Source organism: Paraburkholderia sp. EB58 (assembly GCF_050436665.1).
In the GTDB taxonomy this organism is placed as follows: Bacteria; Pseudomonadota; Gammaproteobacteria; order Burkholderiales; family Burkholderiaceae; genus Paraburkholderia.
This window is the reverse complement of the sequence record NZ_JBNDMQ010000008.1, coordinates 37698-57594: the sequence shown is the minus strand read 5'-3', so window position 1 is coordinate 57594 and position 19897 is coordinate 37698. Positions and strand designations below refer to the sequence as shown.

Here is a 19897-nt window from a genome sequence, read left to right as displayed (position 1 = left end):
AGCCGCAGGTCTAGCTGCGGCTTTAGGCGCAGCTTTCGTTGCGGTTTTCGCTACGCGTTTGGCAGCGGTGGTTTTACCGGTGCCGCTAGTACGGCTCTTGACGTTACCTTTGACGTTGGTTTGACGTGTCGCCACAGTGGTCCCCTGGTGATGTGTAGTGAGCCTTACTTCTTTGCGTCCGCGTCCTTGCTCAAAGGCCGCCAAGTATGGCCGTTTTGTGCGAGCAACGCATCGGCCTCGGCCGGGCCCTCGCTGCCAGCTGGGTAGCCGCGCACCGGCAGCGGACTGCCCTTCGGATGCAGCACGTCGTCTACCGCGGCCCAGCTTGTCTCGATGCTGTCGGCGCGCTGAAACAGCGTCGCGTCGCCCAGCATGCAGTCGTACAACAACGTTTCGTAGCCGACGTTCGGCTGTTCCGGGAAAAAATCGCTATAGTTGAAGGACGACTGCACCGCGCCCATCTGCATGATGGGCCCCGGTGCCTTCACGTTGAAGTCGAAACTCGTGCCGTGCGTCGGATCGATCCGCAAGGTCAGCACATTCGGCGTCAGTGCGTCCACGGGGGTGTCGCGAAACAGGCGGAAAGGCACCGCCTTCAGTTGCACGGAGATCTCCGTGCGGCGCGCTGCAAGACGCTTGCCGGTACGCAGATAGAACGGCACGCCGGCCCAACGCCAGTTCTCGACGAACACGCGCGCCGCGGCGTAGGTTTCCGTCTGGCTGTCGGACGCCACGTCCGGTTCTTCACGATAGCCCGGCCCCGCTGGTCCCTTCTCGTACTGTCCGAACACCACGTCATCCGGTTTCAACGGCTGGATCGCGTCAGAGATATCGGCCTTCTTGTCGCGCACGGCTTCGGCGTCGAAGGAATTGGGCGGTTCCATGGCCACCATGCCCAGCAGTTGGAACAGGTGGTTGGGCACCATGTCGCGAAACGCGCCGGTCTGCTCGTAAAACTTGCCGCGCCCTTCCACGCCGATCGTTTCCGAAGCAGTAATCTGTACGCACTCGATGTACTCGCGCCGCCACACCGGTTCGAACAGCGCGTTGGCAAAACGCACCGCGAGGATGCTCTGCACCGTGTCCTTGCCGAGGAAGTGGTCGATGCGATAGATCTGCTCTTCTTTCGCATAACTCAGGATATGCGCGTTGAGATCGCGGGCAGAAGCCAGGTCGGTGCCGAACGGCTTTTCGATCACGATACGGCGGAAACCCGTGCCGTCGTCGCCTTCCTTCAGCAGGCCTGCCTTGCCGAGGTGCTCGACAATCGGCTTGAAGAACCGTGAGGTGACCGCGAGATAAAACACCACATTCCCGCCGGGCGTGTTCTGGAGCTTCTGTTTCAGGTTATTGAACGTGTCGTCGCTTTCGAATTCGCCGGCCACATATTCGAGGCGCTGCGCAAGCGACCCCCACGCCTTTTCATCCAGCTTCGAGGTGTGGAAGGTGCTGGCCTTGTCGGCAGCAAACTGCTGCAGGGCCTTGGACAGATCGTCGACCCATGCGCTGGTTTCCACCTGACCGTGATTCACGCCGATGATCTTCATTTGCGGATCGAGCAGACCGTCGACCGTGAGGTTGTAGAGCGCCGGCATCAAAAGGCGTTTGGTGAGATCGCCGCCCGCGCCGAAGATCACCAGCGTACAGGGCGGTGCAGGATGCTTGCCTGCCGGTCCCGCCGCGTTGGACCCGTGCGGGCCGACATCCAGCTTCGGACTGGTGGCGGAGGATGTTGAAGCAGGTGCGTTCGAAGGTGTCGACATAGGTTCACTCAATCCAGAGAAGCCAATGGAACGGACGTGGCGTTATATAAAAGACCAGGCCCGTAGCCGCACAGTTCAAAAACAGTCGCGAAACGTCTGCTTGCAGGGACTCCGTCATGCGCTGAGCCCCTACCCCCTCTCCCTTAGCACGCCCCTACTTGGCCACAAGCGCCGCTTCGACATCTCCGGTAACCGGCACGACGCCTGCCTCCGACGTCACACGCGGTTGCAGCAGGAGCGCAACGAGCCCGCTCCAGCCGGTCTGATGCGACGCTCCGACACCGCGCCCATTGTCACCGTGAAAATACTCGTGGAACAGTACGAGATCGCTCGAACGCGGGTCAGCCTGCAGCAGCGGATAAGCGCCCATGACGGGGCGCTCGCCGTTGCTGTCCTTCAGAAATAGGGTGGTGGCGCGCTTGGCGAGCTTGTCGGCAATTTCGCTCAACGAGAACTTTTCACCGGAACCGGTAGGAAACTCGACGCGGAAATCGTCGCCGTAGTAGCGGTGAAATTCGTACAGCGACTCGATCAGCAGGTAGTTGACCGGCATCCAGACCGGTCCGCGCCAGTTCGAGTTGCCACCAAACACGCGCGAATCCGATTCGGCCGGCAGATACTTGACCGAAAAACTGTCGCCGTTGTGCCTGAAGACGAATGGCTGGTCGCGGTGCACCTGCGATAGCGCCCGCACGCCGTGGTCGGAAAGAAATTCTGACTCGTCGAGTGCGCGGCGCAACAATGCCTTCATGCGGTGCCCACGCAGCAGCGACAGCAGCAGGTTGTTGCCCTTCCCCGGTTCGTTCCAGCGCGACACCAGTTTGGCGAGATCGGGACGATGGTCGAGAAACCAGAACAGCCGGTCGCGCAAGCCCGGCAGCGAACCGTGCAGCCGCTCTTCAAGCACATGCACCGCAAAAAGCGGAATCAGTCCGACGATCGAGCGCACCCGCATCGGCACATTGGAACCGTCGGGCAGCCTCAGCTTGTCGTAGAAGAATTCGTCTGCGTTATCCCACAGGCCCGTCTCGCAACCGTCGTCGCAACTGACGGCCTCGGCGATGTACAGGAAGTGCTCGAAGAACTTCACGCCGATATCGACGAACACGTGATTGGCAAACGCGAGCTCCAGGGCGATTCGCATCAGATCGAGCGCGTAGGCCGCCATCCATGCGGTGCCGTCGGCCTGGTCGATGTGGCCGCCGGTCGGCAGCGGCGCCGAACGGTCGAAGATGCCGACGTTGTCGAGCCCGAGAAAGCCACCTTGGAAGATATTGTGGCCGTCGGCGTCCTTGCGGTTCACCCACCACGAAAAATTCAGCAGGAGCTTGTGAAACACGAGCTCGAGAAAATCGCGATCGCCCTTCCCGGTGAGCGCCCGGTCGATTTCATAGACACGCCACGCGGCCCATGCATGGACCGGCGGATTGGCGTCGCCAAAGGCCCACTCGTAGGCCGGCAACTGACCGTTGGGATGCTGATAACGGTCTTTCACGAGCAGCAGCAACTGACGCTTGGCGAACTGTGGATCGATCAGCGCGAACGCCGCCGCGTGGAAAGCCAGATCCCACGACGCGTACCACGGGTATTCCCACTTGTCGGGCATCGACACGATGTCTGCGTTGCACAGATGGCGCCAGTCGGCATTTCGACCGTGCTTACGGCTCGCGGGAGGCGTGGGTTGCGCCGGATCGCCTTCCAGCCAGCGATGGACGTCGAACTGGTAGTACTGCTTGGACCACAGCATGCCGGCCAGCGCCTGCCGTTGCACCAGCCGCGCATCGGGATCGGGCATATCCTGCTGCAACGCCGCATAAAACGCGTCGGCTTCGGCAAGGCGGCGGGCAAACAACGCGTCGACGTCGAGCGGCATGTCGTCCACCGCGGACTCCGGGTGCCAGCGCAGATAGATCACGGCGCGACCATACGGCTCCAGCTCGAGGGGCGCGTGCGCGGCGGCCTTGCTGCCTGCATCGGACCGCACCGCTTGCGCGTCGCCGTGCACGAGGTAGTCGTTGAAGCCATCCTTGAACGGGCCTGCGCCGTCCATGCCGAAGAGGCGTTTGACGTTCGTGTCGTTTTCGCAGAAGAGCCACGTCAGCTCGGGCAGGTCTTTCGACCACGCGGTAACGACGATGGGGTCATGCCCTTGCTCGCGTCCCACCAGACGCGTTTCGCCGCGCGCCGTTCGCTTCGTGAGCGACGGACGGTCCTTCGTAGCCTTCCACGACCAGGTGTTGCGCGCCCAGATCTGCGGCAGCACGTCGAGCGCGGCGGCATGGTCCGCACGGTTTTCGACGGTGACCCGCATCACGATGTCTTCGGGCGTGTGCTTGGCGTATTCAACCTGTACGTCGAAATAGCATTCGTCGTCGAACACGCCGGTGTCGAGCACTTCGTACTCGGCCATATCGGCGCCGCGCCGGGCATTTTCCTGGATCAGATCGTCATACGGATACGCGGCATGCGGGTACTTGTACAGCATGCGCATATAGGAATGGGTGGGCGTGCCGTCGAGGTAAAAGTACAGCTCCTTGACGTCCTCGCCATGATTGCCCTGCGCGTTGGTGAGACCGAACAGGCGTTCTTTGAGGATCGGATCCTGACGGTTCCAGAGCGCGAGAGAAACGCACCAGCTCAGTTTGTCGTCGCCGAAGCCGGCAATGCCGTCCTCACCCCAGCGATAAGCGCGGCTACGGGCCAGATCGTGCGGGAAATGGTCCCAAGCGGTGCCGTTTTCGCTGTAATCCTCGCGCACCGTGCCCCATTGACGCTCGCTCAAGTAGGGGCCCCAGCGTTGCCAACGGGCGCATTCGCTGGAGTGGAGGCGGGCGCCTTCGATGGTTGCGAGCAGATTGGCGGCACGCAGCGGCGGCATGGAGCGTTCCCTTGCTTTTCGAGCTTGGCGGTGGGACTCACATCGTAGCGCTTTTTGAGTAGCGGGTGCGTCGGCGTGGGCACCTGCGGTTCACCTAACCATTCCCCAGCATCCGCTTCACCCGCAACAATTCCCCCATCGACCACGCCTGAAACGGCGTACCGCCAGGTTGATGCGGTGCATCACCGTCGGCGACTTCGCAGATGTGATCGAGGCCATCGTGATCCAGATGCTCGACCAGAGGCGCAAGAAAACGCGTGCGCGCCTGCGCCTTCGCCCCCTCGTCCGGTTGGTGCACGCGCAACCACGCCTCGACGAACGGCCCTATCAGCCACGGCCACACCGTTCCCTGGTGATAGGCACCGTCGCGCTCCACCACACTGCCCGCGTAACGTCCTCGATAAGCAGGATCGGAAGGCGCGAGAGTGCGCAAACCCAGCGGCGTCAACAGATGTGCCTCCACCTGATCGACCACTGCGCGTGCCGCCGGCCCTTCAAGCAACGGGAACGGCAAGCCGCCCACCGCGAAAATCTGGTTCGGCCGGATCGATCGATCGATGGCGCCCGCGACATGATCCACATCGACGTTGTCGAACAATGCGCCGGTCGCCGGATCGACAAACCGTTCTTGAAACGCCTGCGACGCCCGTGCCGCAGCCTCCTGCCATTGCGCATTCCAGCGGGCCGCAATGCGCAGCGCGTTGATCCAGAGCGCCTGCACTTCGACCGGCTTGCCAATGCGCGGGGTCACGACCCAGTCGCCGACCTTCGCATCCATCCACGTCAGTTGCACGCCTGGCACTCCCGAGCGCAGCAGACCGTCGTCATCGGCACGAATGTTGAAACGCGTGCCACGGCTATAGCCGGTGAGAATGGCCTCTACCGCCTGCTGCAAGCGTGTGCGCGTGCTGTCGGAAGCGTGCTCTGCCGCAAGATAGTCGTGCACTGCAACAACGAACCATAGCGAGGCATCGACGGCGTTGTACTCCGGCGTGCTGCCGTAGTCGGGAAAGCGGTTCGGCAGCATCCCTTCGGAGAGCGTATTAGCCCATTCGAGCAGAATCGCCTCCGCCGCTGCCAGACGCCCTGACGTCAGCAGCAAGCCGCGCATCGCGATGAAGGTATCGCGTCCCCAATCGGTAAACCATGGAAAACCTGCGAGCACGGTCCGACCACCGTCGCGCGCCACCAGATAAGCATCGGCGGACCGATGCAGGCGCGAGGCGAACGCGTTACGCCGCGCATATTCAGCGTCGGCAAGCGCCTTGAAGCGCTCGACTGCCGGCGTCGTGTCCGGCGGGGAGCCGGCTTGCAGGATCATCAACGCTTCGGCATCGGCAAGCGAGAAGGTAAACACGCCTGGCGTCGCGAGATCTTCGCTGAAATCGAGCCCGCGTTCGCGCTCCCGCACGTAGCAGAAGTTTCGATACCAATCCGGCGCATGCGTGTACGTACCGTTGGTCGAAGCATGGATCACGGGCACATCGCCGTATGGCTGCCAGCTCACGTGACCGTGAGCTTCATCCACGTCCGCATTGAAATTGAACGCAGCGTTTTCATGGTGCAGTGCATGGTAGTCGCGGCCCGATAGCAGCGGCCGCACGTGCAACGTATAGCTGCTCGCTGTGGTGTCGCCCGCAATGCCGCGTTCGAGGCGCCAGCGCAACGCCGTCTCACACGTCGCCTTTGCCACGACTACCTCGGCGATCAGGACCGCCTCTCCATCGAGTTGGAAGCGCCAGGTCGGCCACGGTTGCGTATCGAAGCCCAGCAAGCTGGAGGACACGTCGGGATACACCAGGTCGGGCACATAGCGCTGCATGCTCAGCGGATAGCGCTTGCCGTTCGCCTCGAGCCACGCTTCGACGCCGTTCACCAGCACCATGCGTCCGCCTGGCGGATGAGTCGCCGCCAGCAGCAGCGCGTGATAGCGGCGCGTACGCGCTGTGCCGATGGTTCCGGATGCGAAACCGCCAAAGCCATCGGCTTCGAGCCACTCATGCTCGAGCTGAAAGGAATCGAAAGGCTTATCGATGCGCGTCATTTTTACGCCTACCGTTGGTACCGATTCGATATTACCGATTTGTCGATCAACAAGGCGAAACGGAGGGGCTTTTCTTAACCCAATGTGTCGAACCCCTTTCGAACAACCGACAATTTTCACCCTGTTTTAGCGGCTCGCAAACGTTACACCATATTTCATAAATTCTTCTTCAACTCTCTGGAGACTGCATGCGCTAACCCGAACCTGGATGCAGAAATGAGAAGACATCACGTCGCGGCCACGGCTGTACTCGTTGCACTTACAACCATCATGCTATCCGCATGCGGGCCAGATGACGGCACATCGGCGAGCACCGATCAGAGCAGTGCCGCACCTAACTCGGCTACGTCTGCGGCTACGTCCGTCACTACTCCGTTCGCTCAAGAGACAAGCCCTGCGCTGACGCCTCCCCTTGCATTCGGCGCATCGGCAACGCTCGCTAACGTACCCGACAACACGGGTCCAAACGCCGCGCCTGGCACCGCACCTGATAACGCCGTGCAAAGCGTGGAAGCGAGCCTCGCGGCAGACAGCCAGCAAGTCACGCCCGTGCTGCACTACGCGCCTGGCGACAGCGACCAGAGCGGCAAAAACAATTGACCACTGGATTCCCCCCGGCGCCACAGTCGCGCCATTCTTTACCCCCGCAGAAGGTGATAATCAATGACCTCAAATAGCCGTCGCCGTTTCCTGCAGACCGTCGCATCATCCGCTGGTGCAGCCGCCGCGCTGGCCGCATTCCCCGAATCGATCCGCAATGCGCTGGCCATACCGGCCAATTCGCGCACCGGAACCATTCAGGATGTCGAGCACATCGTGGTGTTCATGCAAGAGAACCGTTCGTTCGACCACTACTTCGGCCATATGCGCGGTGTGCGTGGTTACAACGACCGTTTCCCGATTCCGCTGCCGGGCGGCCAGCAGCCGGTGTGGTATCAGCCGTCGAAAGAAAACGCCGCGCAACCGGTGCTGCCGTTCCACCTGAACACACAGACCACCAGCGCGCAGTGTATCGGCGATCTCGACCACAACTGGTATCCGACGCACTATGCGATCAACAACGGCGCGTACAACCAATGGCCCCAGTACAAGACCGACATGACGATGGGCTACTACCTGCGTAGCGACATTCCGTTTCACTACGCATTGGCCGATGCCTTTACGGTTTGCGACGCCTACTTCTGCTCGCTGCCCGGCCCGACCCACCCGAACCGCTCGTACCTGATGACGGGCATGGTGGATCCGAGCGGCACGATGGGCGGCCCGCTGCTCGACAACAATGATTACGTGGACGGCGACGGGCCGCCGAAGTATGCGCTGCTCTCCTGGACCACCTATCCGGAACGTCTGCAGGCCGCAGGCATTTCGTGGCAGGTCTATCAGCAGGGGCTGACGGGCGACGATCCGCTGAACGGCAACTACGGCACCAACATCCTGCAGAACTTCGTCAACTACATCAATGCACAGCCGGGCTCCGCGCTGTACGAACGCGCGCAGACGGTCCGCACCATCGTCGACCTGAAGAACGACGTGCTCGCGGGGAACCTGCCGCAAGTCTCATGGCTGTGCCCGCCCGCCGCGTACTCGGAGCATCCGAGCTACACGCCGGCCTATGGCGCGGAATACACCTCGCAGATCCTCGATGCGCTCACGTCGAATCCGGAAGTCTGGAGCAAGACAGTGCTGTTCATCATGTACGACGAGAACGACGGTTTCTTCGATCACCTCGTGCCGCCGCAGCCGGCTACGACGGCAGCGCAGGGCCAGTCGACGGTCAGCGTGGAAGGCGAAATTCACACCGTCGTGAACCCGTTGCGCGGCGGCAGTTACACCGCCGACGGCCTGCCCTACGGCCTCGGACCGCGCGTGCCAATGACGATCGTTTCGCCGTGGACCAAGGGCGGTTTTGTCTGCTCGCAGGTGTTCGATCACACCTCGGTGATCCGCTTCATCGAAGCGCGTTTCGGCGTGCAGGAGCCGAACATCACGGAATGGCGCCGTGCCGTGTGCGGCGATCTGACGAAGGCGTTCGACTTCCGCACGCCGGACGCAACGATGCCGCCGCTCCCCGATACGAGCAACTACATCACGACCGCCAACAACCAATGTGCGACGAACCCGAAGCCGGTCGTGCCCGCCACGCCGGGTCCGTTCGATGCGCAGGAGTCCGGCATCCGCTTCGCCCGCGCGCTGCCGTATGAACTGCATGTGAACGGTCGGCTCGAAGCCGCGCAGAACACCTTCACGATCGAACTGGCCAACACCGGCGAGCAAGGCGCGCACTTCTACGTGTACGCCACCAACCGCACCGACGGACCGTGGCGCTATACCGTCGGCGCAGGCAAGTCGTTGACGGAGACGTTCGACCTGACGACGACAAGCGGCGTGTACACGTTCGAGGTGTTCGGCCCGAACGGATTTGTGCGCAAGTTCGCCGGCAACGCCGCTCAAACGCGGACGCAAAACAACAGCAAGCCGTCGCTGCCGGAAGTCCGCACGCATTACGATGTCGCGAACGGCAATGTGTTCCTCGCGTTTAGCAACAAGGGGCGCGGTATTGCACGTTTGACGGTGACGGACAACGCGTACGGCGCCCGTCCGCGCCAGGTGATCGTGCCGCCCGGCGCGCAGATCGAAGAGGCATGGGTGCTGGCGTCCAGCCATCACTGGTACGATCTGACTGTCAGCAGCGTTGAAGACGCCAGTTTCGCTCGCCGCCTCGCCGGCCACGTCGAAAACGGCCGTCCGAGTATCAGCGATCCGGCGGCTGTCGCGCCGACGTTGACCGTGGTCTGAAGTCTCTGAGGTGCCGCCGGGCATCAATCGACACGCGTCGCGTTAGACACGTGTGCAGGATCGATGCCTGGCGGGTTCAGCGGAGGGATGGCACGTGAGGTGCTAAGCCTTAAGCCGCTGACGTCACCCCCTTCACGCCCCCAACAACACTCCAGTACGCACGGCCCGCGTGCCGGTCACGCGCCCGAGCGGCGCACCCGCAGTGACAAAGCGGATCGCGCGGCGCATGTAGAAAATACCCTCTGTCTTGCTGCTGATCGTGGTGGTTTCGTCCGTCAACGGATCGACGATATCGAACAGCGGATCGCCTACGCGAATCGTGTCGCCAATGTTCGCCCGGTGCACCAAAATCCCGCTGACCGGTGCATAGAACTGCTCGCTGCCGGCGAGCGGTGTCGCTGGCGTAAGCAGCTCAGGAAGCGGCTTCGCCTGACCGCGAATCGCTTTGCGGTACGTCAGATAATCGATCAGCGCGTCCGCATCCTGTTGCGCCACCGCGTACGACACGTCGCGCTGGCCGCGGCATTCCACCGTCACGGCGATCGTACCGTTGTCGACCGGTTGATGTGCCGGCAGGTTTTGCTGCAGTTGCCACCACAACAAGCTGTGCGTCTCGTCGAACGCTTCACCGCCCGAGTTGGTAGCGAGCAGGGACGCCTGCGAACCGAGATATCGCGCAAGCGGCTCGAAGTCGGCCCACGCGGACTCGCTCGTGTACACATGCATCACCGCCTCCAGCGAGCAATGCAGATCGATCACCACGTCGGCATCGAACGAGAGTTTCAGCAACGCCAGTTGCAGCGATTCGAACTCGGTCAGCGGCTTGTGCTGTTCCAGTTGTTCGCTTACCAGTTGCCGGACAATCTGACGGTTGGCCACCACGTCCGGTCCGAGTGATCCTTTGGCGCGCTCAAGCAGGCGCGTGAACTGCAGGAAATGGCGGTTGAAGTTCTTGCCGCTGCCCAGATCGAAACGCCCGAGAAACTGCCCCAGCACGTATTGCCCGAGCCCAACCGGATTGGCGACAGGCACGACCACGATCTCGGCAGCCAGCGCACCTTGCGCCTCGAGTTCAAGCAGACGACGCTTCAACAGCACCGTGGTCAGCATCGCAGGCGTTTCGTCAGCGTGCAAAGTGGACTGCAGGTAGATTTTCTGCCCGCTATCCGTAGGGCCGAAATGGAAGCTCACCAGTTCACGGTGCGTACCGATGGCGGGTGACAGAAGTGGAATCGACTGTTTTTTCATGTGCGAATGAGGTGGGGACCTGTTTTATCTTTCGGTAAGGAGCGCAATGCGGTGGCCGCGCTCGCTCAATTGCCGCCGTACGGATCGAAATCGAAGTACTTGCGAGCGATCTGCGCGTACGTGCCGTCCTTGAGCATCGAGGCGATCGCATCGTTGATCGACGCCTGCAAGGCCGACTCGTCCTTGCGCAGGCCGATGCCTACGCCACGATCGCCCATCGAGAGCGGCTGGCCGACAAACGCAAAGCCCTTGCCGGCCGGCGTGCGCAGAAAGCCCTGATCGGCCTCCACCGTGCCCAGCAGCGCGCCATCGAGACGGCCGTTGGTCAGATCGGTGAAGACCTCATCCTGGCTTTTGTACGCAACCACGTTGACGCCGTGTGGCGCCCAATTGGCCTGCGCGTAGGTCTCGAACTGCGTGCCCGACTGCACGCCAATCTGCTTGCCGGCCAGCGACGCCGGCGAGTCGTTCAGCCCCGACCCTTGCTTCGCCACCAGCCGCGACTTGAACTGGAACAGCTTCGACGAGAACAGGATCTGTTGCTCGCGCTTGGCGGTGATCGCCATCGACGACATGATCGCGTCGATCTTGCGCGCCTGCAGTGCCGGAATCATCCCGGAGAACTCCAGCTCGACCCATTGGCAATGAGCATGATGCGCCGGCAGATTTCGTTGCCCAGATCGACATCGAAACCCTTTACGCTCCCGTCCGGCGCTTTGGCGTCCATCGGCGGGTAACTCGGGTCGATGCCGAGCCGCAGCGTGCTGCTGTCGGCAGCAAACGCACCGCTGCTGAAACTTAGCGCGGGCGATCAGGATCATCAACGAAATCTTCATGGAGAGCCGGTCAGATAGGTAGGTGAGCGTGGGCGAGGTAGGGTTCGGGCTCATGCTAAACCTCGCTGGCGCTTCAAAGAAGGCCCTTGCGGGCTATCATGATCACATTTACCGATCACCCCGCTCACCGATTACCATGGCTCTGACGATATCCCAGTTGCGTGTGTTTACCGCTGTTGCCGAACACGGCAGCATTCGCGCGGCGTCACGGGCGCTTGGCACGGCGCAAAGCGGCGTCACCCAGCAATTGCAGAATCTCGAGTTGATCCTTGGCGCGACGCTGTTCACCCGCACAAACCGCGGCATCGCGCTGACGGCACTGGGTCAGCGCCTGTTGCAGCGGGCCGGCGCGATTCTCGGCGAGTGCGAGCGAGTCGAACAGGAGGTGCAGCAGTTGCGGGGCGATTATGTCGGCGAGGTCTCGCTCGGCATGACCACTGAGCCGCTGATCGACACACTGGCGCCCGTGCTGACCGAATTCCGCACACGTTTCCCGCGGGTGGCCGTGCATCTGCGCACGGGCACCTCACGCATGATGATTGCCTGGATCCGCGAGGGCACGCTGGACTTCGCTGCGGCGCTCGTCTCGAAGTACACGGACACGACCGATCTGTCCGTGACCACCCTCTACCCTTCCGACCCGGTGATCGTGTGCCGGCGCGGTCATCCGAAAACCAAGGCGACCTCGCTTGCCGAACTGACGGACTGCGCCTGGATCGCCACGCGCTCACCGAACCTGACAGACGACCCACAGGCCAACCGCCTGAGCAATATGTTTGAAAGCCATGGCCTGCCGCCGCCCAGGATCATCGCAACGGTGGAGGGGCTGTTCGAGAGCCTGCATCTGGTCGGGGAAACGGATTGCCTCTCGCTCGAGTCGTCGATTGTGACGCGGCATCCGCTGTTTGCTCAGACGCTGACTTCGATCCCCGTGCGCGAGCGCGCCGTCGAGCAGAACGTCTGCTTGCTGCAGCGCGCGGCTATTCCGGTGACGCCGGCCGCGCAGGAACTCGCAACCATGATCGCGTCGTACACCCGCACCGTCCGCGCGCGGGCCGGATAGCGGCGCGTCGTCCTCTGGTAGCCCGTCTTATTCGATAATGTTGAAGTCGCCGAGATATTTGTCGCTTAGCGTGATGCCAAGTCCAGGCGTCTCATCGGAAAGCTGCAGGAAGCCCCCCTCCGGCTGCGGCTCGCCTTCGAATATGTAGTAGAACAACTCGTTGCCCACTTCCACGTCGAACACCGGAAAGAACTCGGACATCGGGCTCGCGGTGGTGGACATCGTCAGGTGATAGTTGTGCATCTGTCCCGCATGCGGAATCACCGGCACCGACCATGCCTCCGCCATCGCATTGATCTTGCGCGCGGCGGTAATGCCGCCCACGCGATTCGTGTCGTACTGGATCACGTCGACCGCACGCCGCTCGAGCAGATCCTTGAACCCATAGATCGTGAACTCATGCTCGCCGCCCGACACCGGCATGATGTTCATCTTCTTCAGTTCCTGGTATCCCTCGATGTCGTCGCCAATCACCGGTTCCTCGATCCAGCGGGGGTTGAATTCGGCAAGACGCGGCAACATGCGGCGTGCGTATTCGAGCGTCCAGCCCATGTAGCACTCCACCATGATGTCGACCTCGTCGCCCACCAGTTCGCGCAACAGGCGTACCTGTTCGAGATTTTTCGCCATGCCCTTCGGGCCGTCCTTGGGACCGTAGCCGAAGCGCATCTTCATCGCCGTGAAGCCCTGGTCGAGATACCCCTTGGCCTCGCCGAGGAACGCGTCGCGATCGTCGTTGTTATAAAGCTTCGACGCATAGCACCAGATTTTCTCCTTGGTGCGTCCACCGAGCAGCTTGAACACCGGCTTCTTCACCGCCTTGCCCATGATGTCCCACAGCGCAATGTCGATCGCCGAGATGGCGGCCATGCCAATGCCTTTGCGGCCCCATGCCAGCGTGCGGCGGTACATCTTCTGCCAGATGTATTCGTTGTCGAACGGGTCTTCGCCGAGCGCAATCGGTACGAGGTATTCGTCGATGATCTGCTTGGCCACGCGCGGCGCCAGTGCACAATTGCCGATGCCGATGATGCCGTCGTCAGTCTCCACTTCCACTACCAGCCAGCCGTGAAAGCGGAACGACCCCATAGCGTCGCCGCGCTCGTAGAGAATGTCGACAGCGTTGGTGCAAAAATGCGCTTGCGGCGGCACGACCTTGCCTTTCCATTCGAAAACGCGCGTGCGGATGTGTTTGATTTTCATGGACGTCAGCTCCTCGGAAGAGTTAATGGCTGGGCCGCTCGCCAAGCGATGCGGCAGAATCGGATACATGACTGGCGGGCGCAGACGTGGACCTGAACAATTGCAGCAGCGCCGCGCCGATCAGACCCACCACCGCCAGCGACAACGTGCCGGCCTGTGGCGAACCCACAAAGCGCTCGGCGAACGCCTTGAGATTGGGCGCGACGAACCCACCCAGGTTGCCGATTGAATTGATGAGTGCGATGCCGCCCGCTGCCGCCGCGCCGCCGAGGTAGCCGGTCGGCAACGTCCAGAAGAGCGGCTGTACGGAGACGAAGCCGATCGCCGCCACGCAAAACGCGGCGATGGCGAGCGCAACCGACGAGGTCATTGCCGAGGCGGCAATGCCGAGTGCCGCAAGTGTGAGCATCGCGGCCGCCCAGTTGCGGTGATAACCCATCCGGTCCGCGATACGCGTGACGACCAGGGTGCCGGCAATCGCCGAGATCCACGGTATGGCAGTGAGCAAGCCCACCTTGATGCCGACATGGCCGCCGGTCAACCCGGCAATGCGGGTGGGCAGGTAGAAGACCACGCCGTACACGCTCATCTGCACGGCGAAGTAAATCAGGCTGAGAAACAGCACGCGTGGATCGCGCAGCGCGGCCAATACGGAAACCGGACCGTGTGCGCGTTTGCGGTCGTCTTCTGCGCGCAGGGCGGCGGTCAGTGCATCACGCTGTGCAGTGTCGACCCAACGTGCGTCAGCGGGACGGTCGGTGAGGTAGAAGAAGGCGATAACGCCGACCACGGACGCCGCGATGCCCTCCACCACAAATAGCCACTGCCACGGGTGCATGCCAAAGGGGTTCGACGCGTCGAGCAGCAGGCCTGACACCGGGGAGCCGAGCAGCATCGCGAGCGGAAAGCCGAAGTAGAACACGCCCATGGTTTGTGAACGCGCTCGCGCCGGAAACCAGCTCGACAGAAACAGGATGATGCCGGGAAAGAAGCCCGCCTCGGCGATACCGAGCAAGACGCGCAACGCGTAAAAACTCGACGCATCGTGAACGAAGGCGTTGCACGCCGAGACGATCCCCCAGGTGACCATGATGCGGCTCATCCAGACACGTGCGCCGAGCCGGTACATCAACAGATTGCTGGGGACTTCGAATACCGCGTAGCCGATGAAGAAGACGCCGGCACCGAACGCGAACGCCGCATCGCTCAAACCGGTATCGGCCTGCAGGACGCTTTTTGCAAAGCCGACGTTCGCCCGGTCGATAAAAGCCAGTACGTACATCAGCACGAGAAAAGGCAGCAGTCTTGTGCGTGCCTTCGTGATGGCGCCATCCAGCGCCACGCCGCTTGTCGCGTTCATTGATTCGTCTCCTGAGTCTTTTTATCTGCACCGAGGGCAGTGATTGCCGCGGTGCGTTCGATACGGCTTCCTGCTTCGGTACCGCTAGTGTGCGAAACTATGCGATAACTGACTAGTGAATAAATCGAATCAGCCGATTCCCTGGAGTTATCACTCCCATGATTGCGCCCGCCTCGACCATCCGCAAACGCCTGCGCCTGCGCCACCTGCAACTGATGGTGGCGCTATCGGAGACGGAGTCGCTCAGACGCGCCGCAGACGAGCTTGCGATGACGCAGCCCGCCGCCACCAAGGCGCTCAAGGAGCTGGAAGACACCATCGGCGTGTCGCTGTTTGTCCGGCACGCGCGCGGCATGGAGCCGACCATCTTCGGTGAAGCGGTCATGCGCTACGCGCGGGTGGTGTTTGAAGATCTGGATGAGTTGCGCGACGAACTGGCAGCCATCGAGGCCGGCGATATCGGCAAGGTGCGAATTGGCGCCGTCATGGCGCCGGCCCCCGAACTGCTGACGCACGCCATCGTCGCGCTTAAGGCCGCGCATCCGCGATTGCAGATTTCCGTGCAGATAGATACCAGCGATGTGCTCGTGCAAGCGCTGCAGCAAGATCAGTTGGACATCATGCTCGGGCGCATTCCGGATGGTTTTCCGGCGCTCGATCTGAGCTTCGAGACTTTGGGAGAAGAGGCGTTGTCGATCGTTACGCGGCCCGACCATCCAGTTGCGCGCGCAACGATTCGTCCGAGGCTTGCCGAACTCGCGACGTACCCGTGGATCGTGCAGCCGCATCCAAGCCCGATGCGGCAGATCATCGATCAGACCTTTCGCGAGTCGCGCGTCGCACCGCCCGTCAGCACGGTGGAGACCTCGTCGATCCTCACCACGCTTTCGCTATTGCTCGACTCCGACATGCTGGCGGTGCTGCCCACCTCCGTCGCGCATTACTACGTCGAACTCGGGACGATGGCCGCGCTGAGCACACCGCTGCGCGGGCGGCTCGCGCCATACGGACTGATTCTCAGGAAAAACCGCCGTATCCGGCCCGCCACGCAACTCGTGATAGACGCGATTCGCGCCGCGTGAGCCCGCGAACCGCATCGGCGCGACCCTTCGTCAAATCCGTAGGCCGAATATGTACCCAGGTTCAGGCGTTCATCCCTCCATCCACGGTGAGATTCGCCCCGGTAATGTACGAGGCGTCCGGGCCGGCGACGAACGCGACCATTGCGGCGATCTCCTCAGCGCGCCCGTAGCGATCGAGCGCTGTAGCAGCCTTCTGCGGCACCGCCCAATCGCCTGAAGCTGGGTTCAAGTCTGTATCGATCGGCCCCGGCTGCACGTTGTTGACCGTAATGCCCCGGCCTCCCACCTCTCTGGACAGCGCCTGAGTGAACATCCTTACGGCTGCCTTCGTGGCTGCGTAGGGCACCAGCCCGGGAGCGATGGCACGCTCGCCCACCGCCGAACCGATCATGATGATGCGGCCACCATCACCGAGGTACTTCAGCGCGGCCTTGGTCGTAGCAAATACGCCGCGGATGTTGATGTCGATCACTCGATCCATCTCCTCCAGCGTCGTGTCTTCGAACCGTTTCGGAATGGCCGTGCCGGCATTGTTCACCAGCACATCCAGCCGGCCGAAGGTCGTAAAAGTTTTTTCGACCGCAGCCTCAACAGCTTTGACATCAGTAGCATCCGCCTGGATCGCAATAGCCTTTCCGCCATTGAGTTCGATCTCTTTGACCACGGCCGAGGCCGCGCTGGCGTCCTTCGCGTATGTAATGGCCACACTCGCTCCATCCGCGGCCAAACGTTTCGCGATTGCCGCACCAATACCGCGTGAACCGCCGGTAACGAGTGCCACTTTTTCAGTTAACTTGGACATGTGATTTCCTAAGGTTTCCGTGAGCGATTGACCACATCACCGATCCGGTTAATGACTGACTATTGCCTTTGCCCGGATCATATTTAGAAGGGTTTCTGCATAGCGCCACGTTTAATGCGTGGTGGTGCAATGACTATAGGTTTGCGTGGGAGCCGCTACAAAGACCTTGTAAGCAGGGAGGCATGCCTCTCGGGCATAGGAGGAAGGGGGCCAGACCGACGGCGATGCGCCGCGGTGGCCGGCAATTGCTGGCAGTGCTTCAACACCTCGACGAGTTGGTTTCTACAGACAACCATCTGATCTGCATATCAAGTTGTCCTGCATCTTTGGACGAAAACGTTTGCTTCCTATAAATACGGTTTGACCGGTCGATTATCCTTGCCATATTAAACACGGACCCGGCATACTGTGCCGCACCGATCAGGACACCTGTTATTTCGGCATGATTTATCGCACGTCCAGTACATAGCTGGTCAGTCGCGGCAAACAAAATAAAAATCTACGGGCATTTCGAGGAAACAATGAACACACGTTTAAGCAGTATCGAGCTTGGTCCGCTCGATCTTGCCGATTCCCAGGTCGCGACGCTTTATCTGGAGTGCCTCGAAGCTGAAAAGCGCTTGCGGGGCACGCGCAAAATGGCCGCCGCAGCGGTGTTCGAGGTGCGGGAGAAACAACTCAATGAACTATGGAAGCGACTCAGCGAAGTCGACGCGCAACTGTGCAACGCGCTGCAAGAAGGCGTGCGCGACTGGCATGAAGTCGCGGTGAAATTGCGCGGCGGCGAGTGAAGGATTCAGTCAGGGACGCAGCAGGTCGAAGCCGCCCAGCACGACCACGCCGCTAAGCGCGATCAATGCGACCGAATGCTGGCCAAAATACAGAATGGCTGCGGCCGACCAGGTCGCGAGAGAAAAGGCTGCAATACGTTTCATGGTGACAATAGGCGCAACGGCTAAATCCGCATGCGACCCTCAAATAGTTAGCTAGGCAACTATAAGGTACCAAAAAAGCGCGCTTAACGTCTGCCGCGCGCGCATCCGTGAAACTCAACTCATTCCGCAGGATCGCGAAACAGCTCGGCGCACAGGCTGCGGCCCGCCTCGCTAAGACGCGCAGTGCCGGTGCCTTCCTCGGTAAGAGTCGTCTCGACAATGCCGCCATCGACCAGCGCCGTCAGATGGCGCCGCAGCGCACTCATCGGCACGCCGGCCTGCTTCGAGAGCTTCGCCAGTGACCAGTCGCGCCCCGGCGTTTCCTGTTGCGCACGCCACAGTTGCATCAGTATGGCGACCAGCATCGGATCGACTTCGTCGTTCATCAATATCTCCTCAGGCCATCTCTGCAACCAGACCGCCAAGTGTCCTCAGCGCCGCTTCGGTCTGCGCGGTCCAGGGATAGCTATAGTTCAGCCGGATAAAGTGGTGGAAATCGTTGCGCATCGAAAACATGTAGCCGGGGCCCACCGTAATGCCAAGTGCAAGCGCCGCCTGATAAAGCCGCATCGAATCGACGCGTTCGGGCATCTGCACCCACAGCACGTAGCCGCCCTGTGGCGAAGAAATGCGCGTACCCGACGGAAAGAAACGCTGCACCATCGCACTCATCAGGCGAGCCTGATGCCGGTAGAACTTGCGTACATGCCGCAAATGGCGGTCGTAGCCATCCTGGCGCAGATAGTCGGCCACGGCCACCTGCGGCACTGAAGGCGTCGTCAGCGTGTTCAGGAACTTGAGCTTTTCAACCTGCGCGCGATAACGGCCCGGCATCGCCCAGCCGATCCGGTACGACGCAGTCAGGCTCTTCGAAAACGACGCACAGTGCAAGACCAGGCCCTTGGTGTCGAAGTTCTTGAGCGTCGTCGGCCGCGATTCGCCGAAATAGAGCTCCTGATAGACGTCGTTTTCGATCACGGGAATATCGTGCGCCGTGAGCAGATCGACAAGCTGCTTCTTCCTTTCGTCCGGCATCTGAAAGCCCATTGGATTCTGGAAGTTCGGCATCACCATGCACGCCGCGATCTTTTGCTCGCTGATGATCCGCGCCAGCACCTCGATGTCGATCCCATCGGTCGGATGCGTCGCCACTGCGATCGCGCGCATGCCGAGTCGTTCGATGGCGTGCAGCATCGCGTAGAAAGTCGGCGACTCGACCACCACCGTGTCACCCGGCTTCGCCACCGCCTGCAAGCTCAGATTGATCGCCTCGGTCGCCCCAAGCGTGATGATGATTTCATCCGGATCCACCGGCACGCCGTTTTCGGCGTAGCGCCGCGCGATCTGGCGGATCAGTTCCGGATTGCCGGGCGGCAGGTCGTCGATCAGGTTCCAGCTCGAATGACGCCGGGCGATCGCGTTCGCGTACTGGTTGATGCGGCGCCACGGGAACAGCGTGGGGTCAGGGTACGGCGAGCCGAGCGGCAACGCGTCGTGCGCGCGGATGCTGCGCAGCGTGGACAGCACGAGCCGGCTCACGTCGACTTCTGTAGCGGGCGCGGGCGTCGGCGCGGCCTGCTCGCGGCCGAGCTGGGGCGACGCCATCGGTTCGCGCACGAAATAACCCGATTGCGGCCGCGTTTCGATCAACCCGCGCCCTTCCAGCAAGGCGTAGGCGTGCAACACGGTCTTGATGCTGACGCCGTGCTGCTGGCTCGACTGCCGCACCGAGGGAATTCGCTCGCCCGCCGCGAACACGCCGCGGCGGACGGCTTCGCCGATTTCATCGGCGAGTTTTTCGTAGAGCTTCAAGGGGTAGACAACAGCAAATGGCCAAAGGGAATGCCCGAAGTCTATGCCAAATCGCTAAAAACTGTATCCCTCGCC

The 19897-nt window shown here is 61.6% G+C and carries 15 protein-coding genes and 1 pseudogene; 5 read left to right on the top strand and 11 right to left on the bottom strand.

Going from position 1 to position 19897, the window contains the following annotated elements; genetic code table 11:
- Nucleotides 1-164: 164 nt before the first annotated feature.
- From zwf to P3T40_RS13675, 3 genes are all read right to left on the bottom strand, one after another.
- Nucleotides 165-1763 carry a glucose-6-phosphate dehydrogenase gene (gene zwf, locus P3T40_RS13685; RefSeq protein ID WP_429268244.1) on the bottom strand — a complete coding sequence of 533 codons (1599 nt, stop codon included), beginning with the start codon at nt 1761-1763 and terminating at the stop codon, nt 165-167.
- A gap of 154 nt (nt 1764-1917) precedes the next feature.
- Nucleotides 1918-4641, bottom strand: a complete 2724-nt coding sequence (locus tag P3T40_RS13680) for an MGH1-like glycoside hydrolase domain-containing protein (protein ID WP_429268243.1) — start codon at nt 4639-4641, stop codon at nt 1918-1920.
- 94 nt (nt 4642-4735) lie between these two features.
- Nucleotides 4736-6685 carry an amylo-alpha-1,6-glucosidase gene (locus P3T40_RS13675; RefSeq protein ID WP_429268242.1) on the bottom strand — a complete coding sequence of 650 codons (1950 nt, stop codon included), beginning with the start codon at nt 6683-6685 and terminating at the stop codon, nt 4736-4738.
- A gap of 216 nt (nt 6686-6901) precedes the next feature.
- On the opposite strand from P3T40_RS13675, the gene P3T40_RS13670 reads away from it, so the two are divergent.
- Nucleotides 6902-7285, top strand: a complete 384-nt coding sequence (locus P3T40_RS13670) for a hypothetical protein (RefSeq protein ID WP_429268241.1) — start codon at nt 6902-6904, stop codon at nt 7283-7285.
- A 63-nt stretch (nt 7286-7348) separates the two neighbouring features.
- Entirely contained in the window at nt 7349-9481 is a 2133-nt protein-coding gene (locus tag P3T40_RS13665) for a phosphocholine-specific phospholipase C (RefSeq protein ID WP_429268240.1), read from the top strand.
- Nucleotides 9482-9613: 132 nt separating this feature from the next.
- Here the strand turns inward: P3T40_RS13665 and P3T40_RS13660 are convergent, their stop codons facing one another.
- Entirely contained in the window at nt 9614-10729 is a 1116-nt protein-coding gene (locus P3T40_RS13660; RefSeq protein WP_429268239.1) for a succinylglutamate desuccinylase/aspartoacylase family protein, read from the bottom strand.
- Between the two features lie 65 nt (nt 10730-10794).
- Nucleotides 10795-11565, bottom strand: a pseudogene (locus P3T40_RS13655) (transporter substrate-binding domain-containing protein).
- Between the two features lie 136 nt (nt 11566-11701).
- Between P3T40_RS13655 and P3T40_RS13650 the strand changes: the two are divergent.
- Nucleotides 11702-12628: a LysR substrate-binding domain-containing protein gene (locus P3T40_RS13650; protein ID WP_429268238.1), complete on the top strand. Its 927-nt coding sequence runs from the start codon at nt 11702-11704 to the stop codon at nt 12626-12628.
- A 27-nt stretch (nt 12629-12655) separates the two neighbouring features.
- Here P3T40_RS13650 and P3T40_RS13645 read toward each other — a convergent pair whose 3' ends face one another.
- Entirely contained in the window at nt 12656-13831 is a 1176-nt protein-coding gene (locus P3T40_RS13645; protein ID WP_429268237.1) for an L-rhamnonate dehydratase, read from the bottom strand.
- 22 nt (nt 13832-13853) lie between these two features.
- Nucleotides 13854-15191 (bottom strand): MFS transporter, encoded by a 1338-nt coding sequence (locus tag P3T40_RS13640; RefSeq protein WP_429268236.1) that lies wholly within the window; start codon nt 15189-15191, stop codon nt 13854-13856.
- A gap of 158 nt (nt 15192-15349) precedes the next feature.
- On the opposite strand from P3T40_RS13640, the gene P3T40_RS13635 reads away from it, so the two are divergent.
- A complete protein-coding gene (locus tag P3T40_RS13635; RefSeq protein ID WP_429268235.1) occupies nt 15350-16273 on the top strand; it encodes a LysR family transcriptional regulator in 924 nt (307 codons plus the stop codon).
- 61 nt (nt 16274-16334) lie between these two features.
- Here the strand turns inward: P3T40_RS13635 and P3T40_RS13630 are convergent, their stop codons facing one another.
- Nucleotides 16335-17075: an SDR family NAD(P)-dependent oxidoreductase gene (locus P3T40_RS13630; protein ID WP_429268234.1), complete on the bottom strand. Its 741-nt coding sequence runs from the start codon at nt 17073-17075 to the stop codon at nt 16335-16337.
- A 521-nt stretch (nt 17076-17596) separates the two neighbouring features.
- On the opposite strand from P3T40_RS13630, the gene P3T40_RS13625 reads away from it, so the two are divergent.
- Nucleotides 17597-17866, top strand: coding sequence for a hypothetical protein (locus P3T40_RS13625; RefSeq protein ID WP_429268233.1), 270 nt, complete (start codon nt 17597-17599; stop codon nt 17864-17866).
- Between the two features lie 9 nt (nt 17867-17875).
- On the opposite strand, the gene P3T40_RS13620 is transcribed toward P3T40_RS13625, so the two are convergent.
- The 3 genes from P3T40_RS13620 to P3T40_RS13610 all read right to left on the bottom strand — a co-directional run bounded on the left by P3T40_RS13620 (nt 17876) and on the right by P3T40_RS13610 (nt 19822).
- Complete coding sequence (locus tag P3T40_RS13620) at nt 17876-18010, bottom strand: hypothetical protein (protein WP_283204765.1); 135 nt, start codon at nt 18008-18010, stop codon at nt 17876-17878.
- A 119-nt stretch (nt 18011-18129) separates the two neighbouring features.
- Nucleotides 18130-18399, bottom strand: a complete 270-nt coding sequence (locus P3T40_RS13615) for a helix-turn-helix domain-containing protein (RefSeq protein ID WP_429268232.1) — start codon at nt 18397-18399, stop codon at nt 18130-18132.
- A 7-nt stretch (nt 18400-18406) separates the two neighbouring features.
- Nucleotides 18407-19822: a PLP-dependent aminotransferase family protein gene (locus tag P3T40_RS13610; RefSeq protein ID WP_429268231.1), complete on the bottom strand. Its 1416-nt coding sequence runs from the start codon at nt 19820-19822 to the stop codon at nt 18407-18409.
- Nucleotides 19823-19897: the final 75 nt, after the last annotated feature.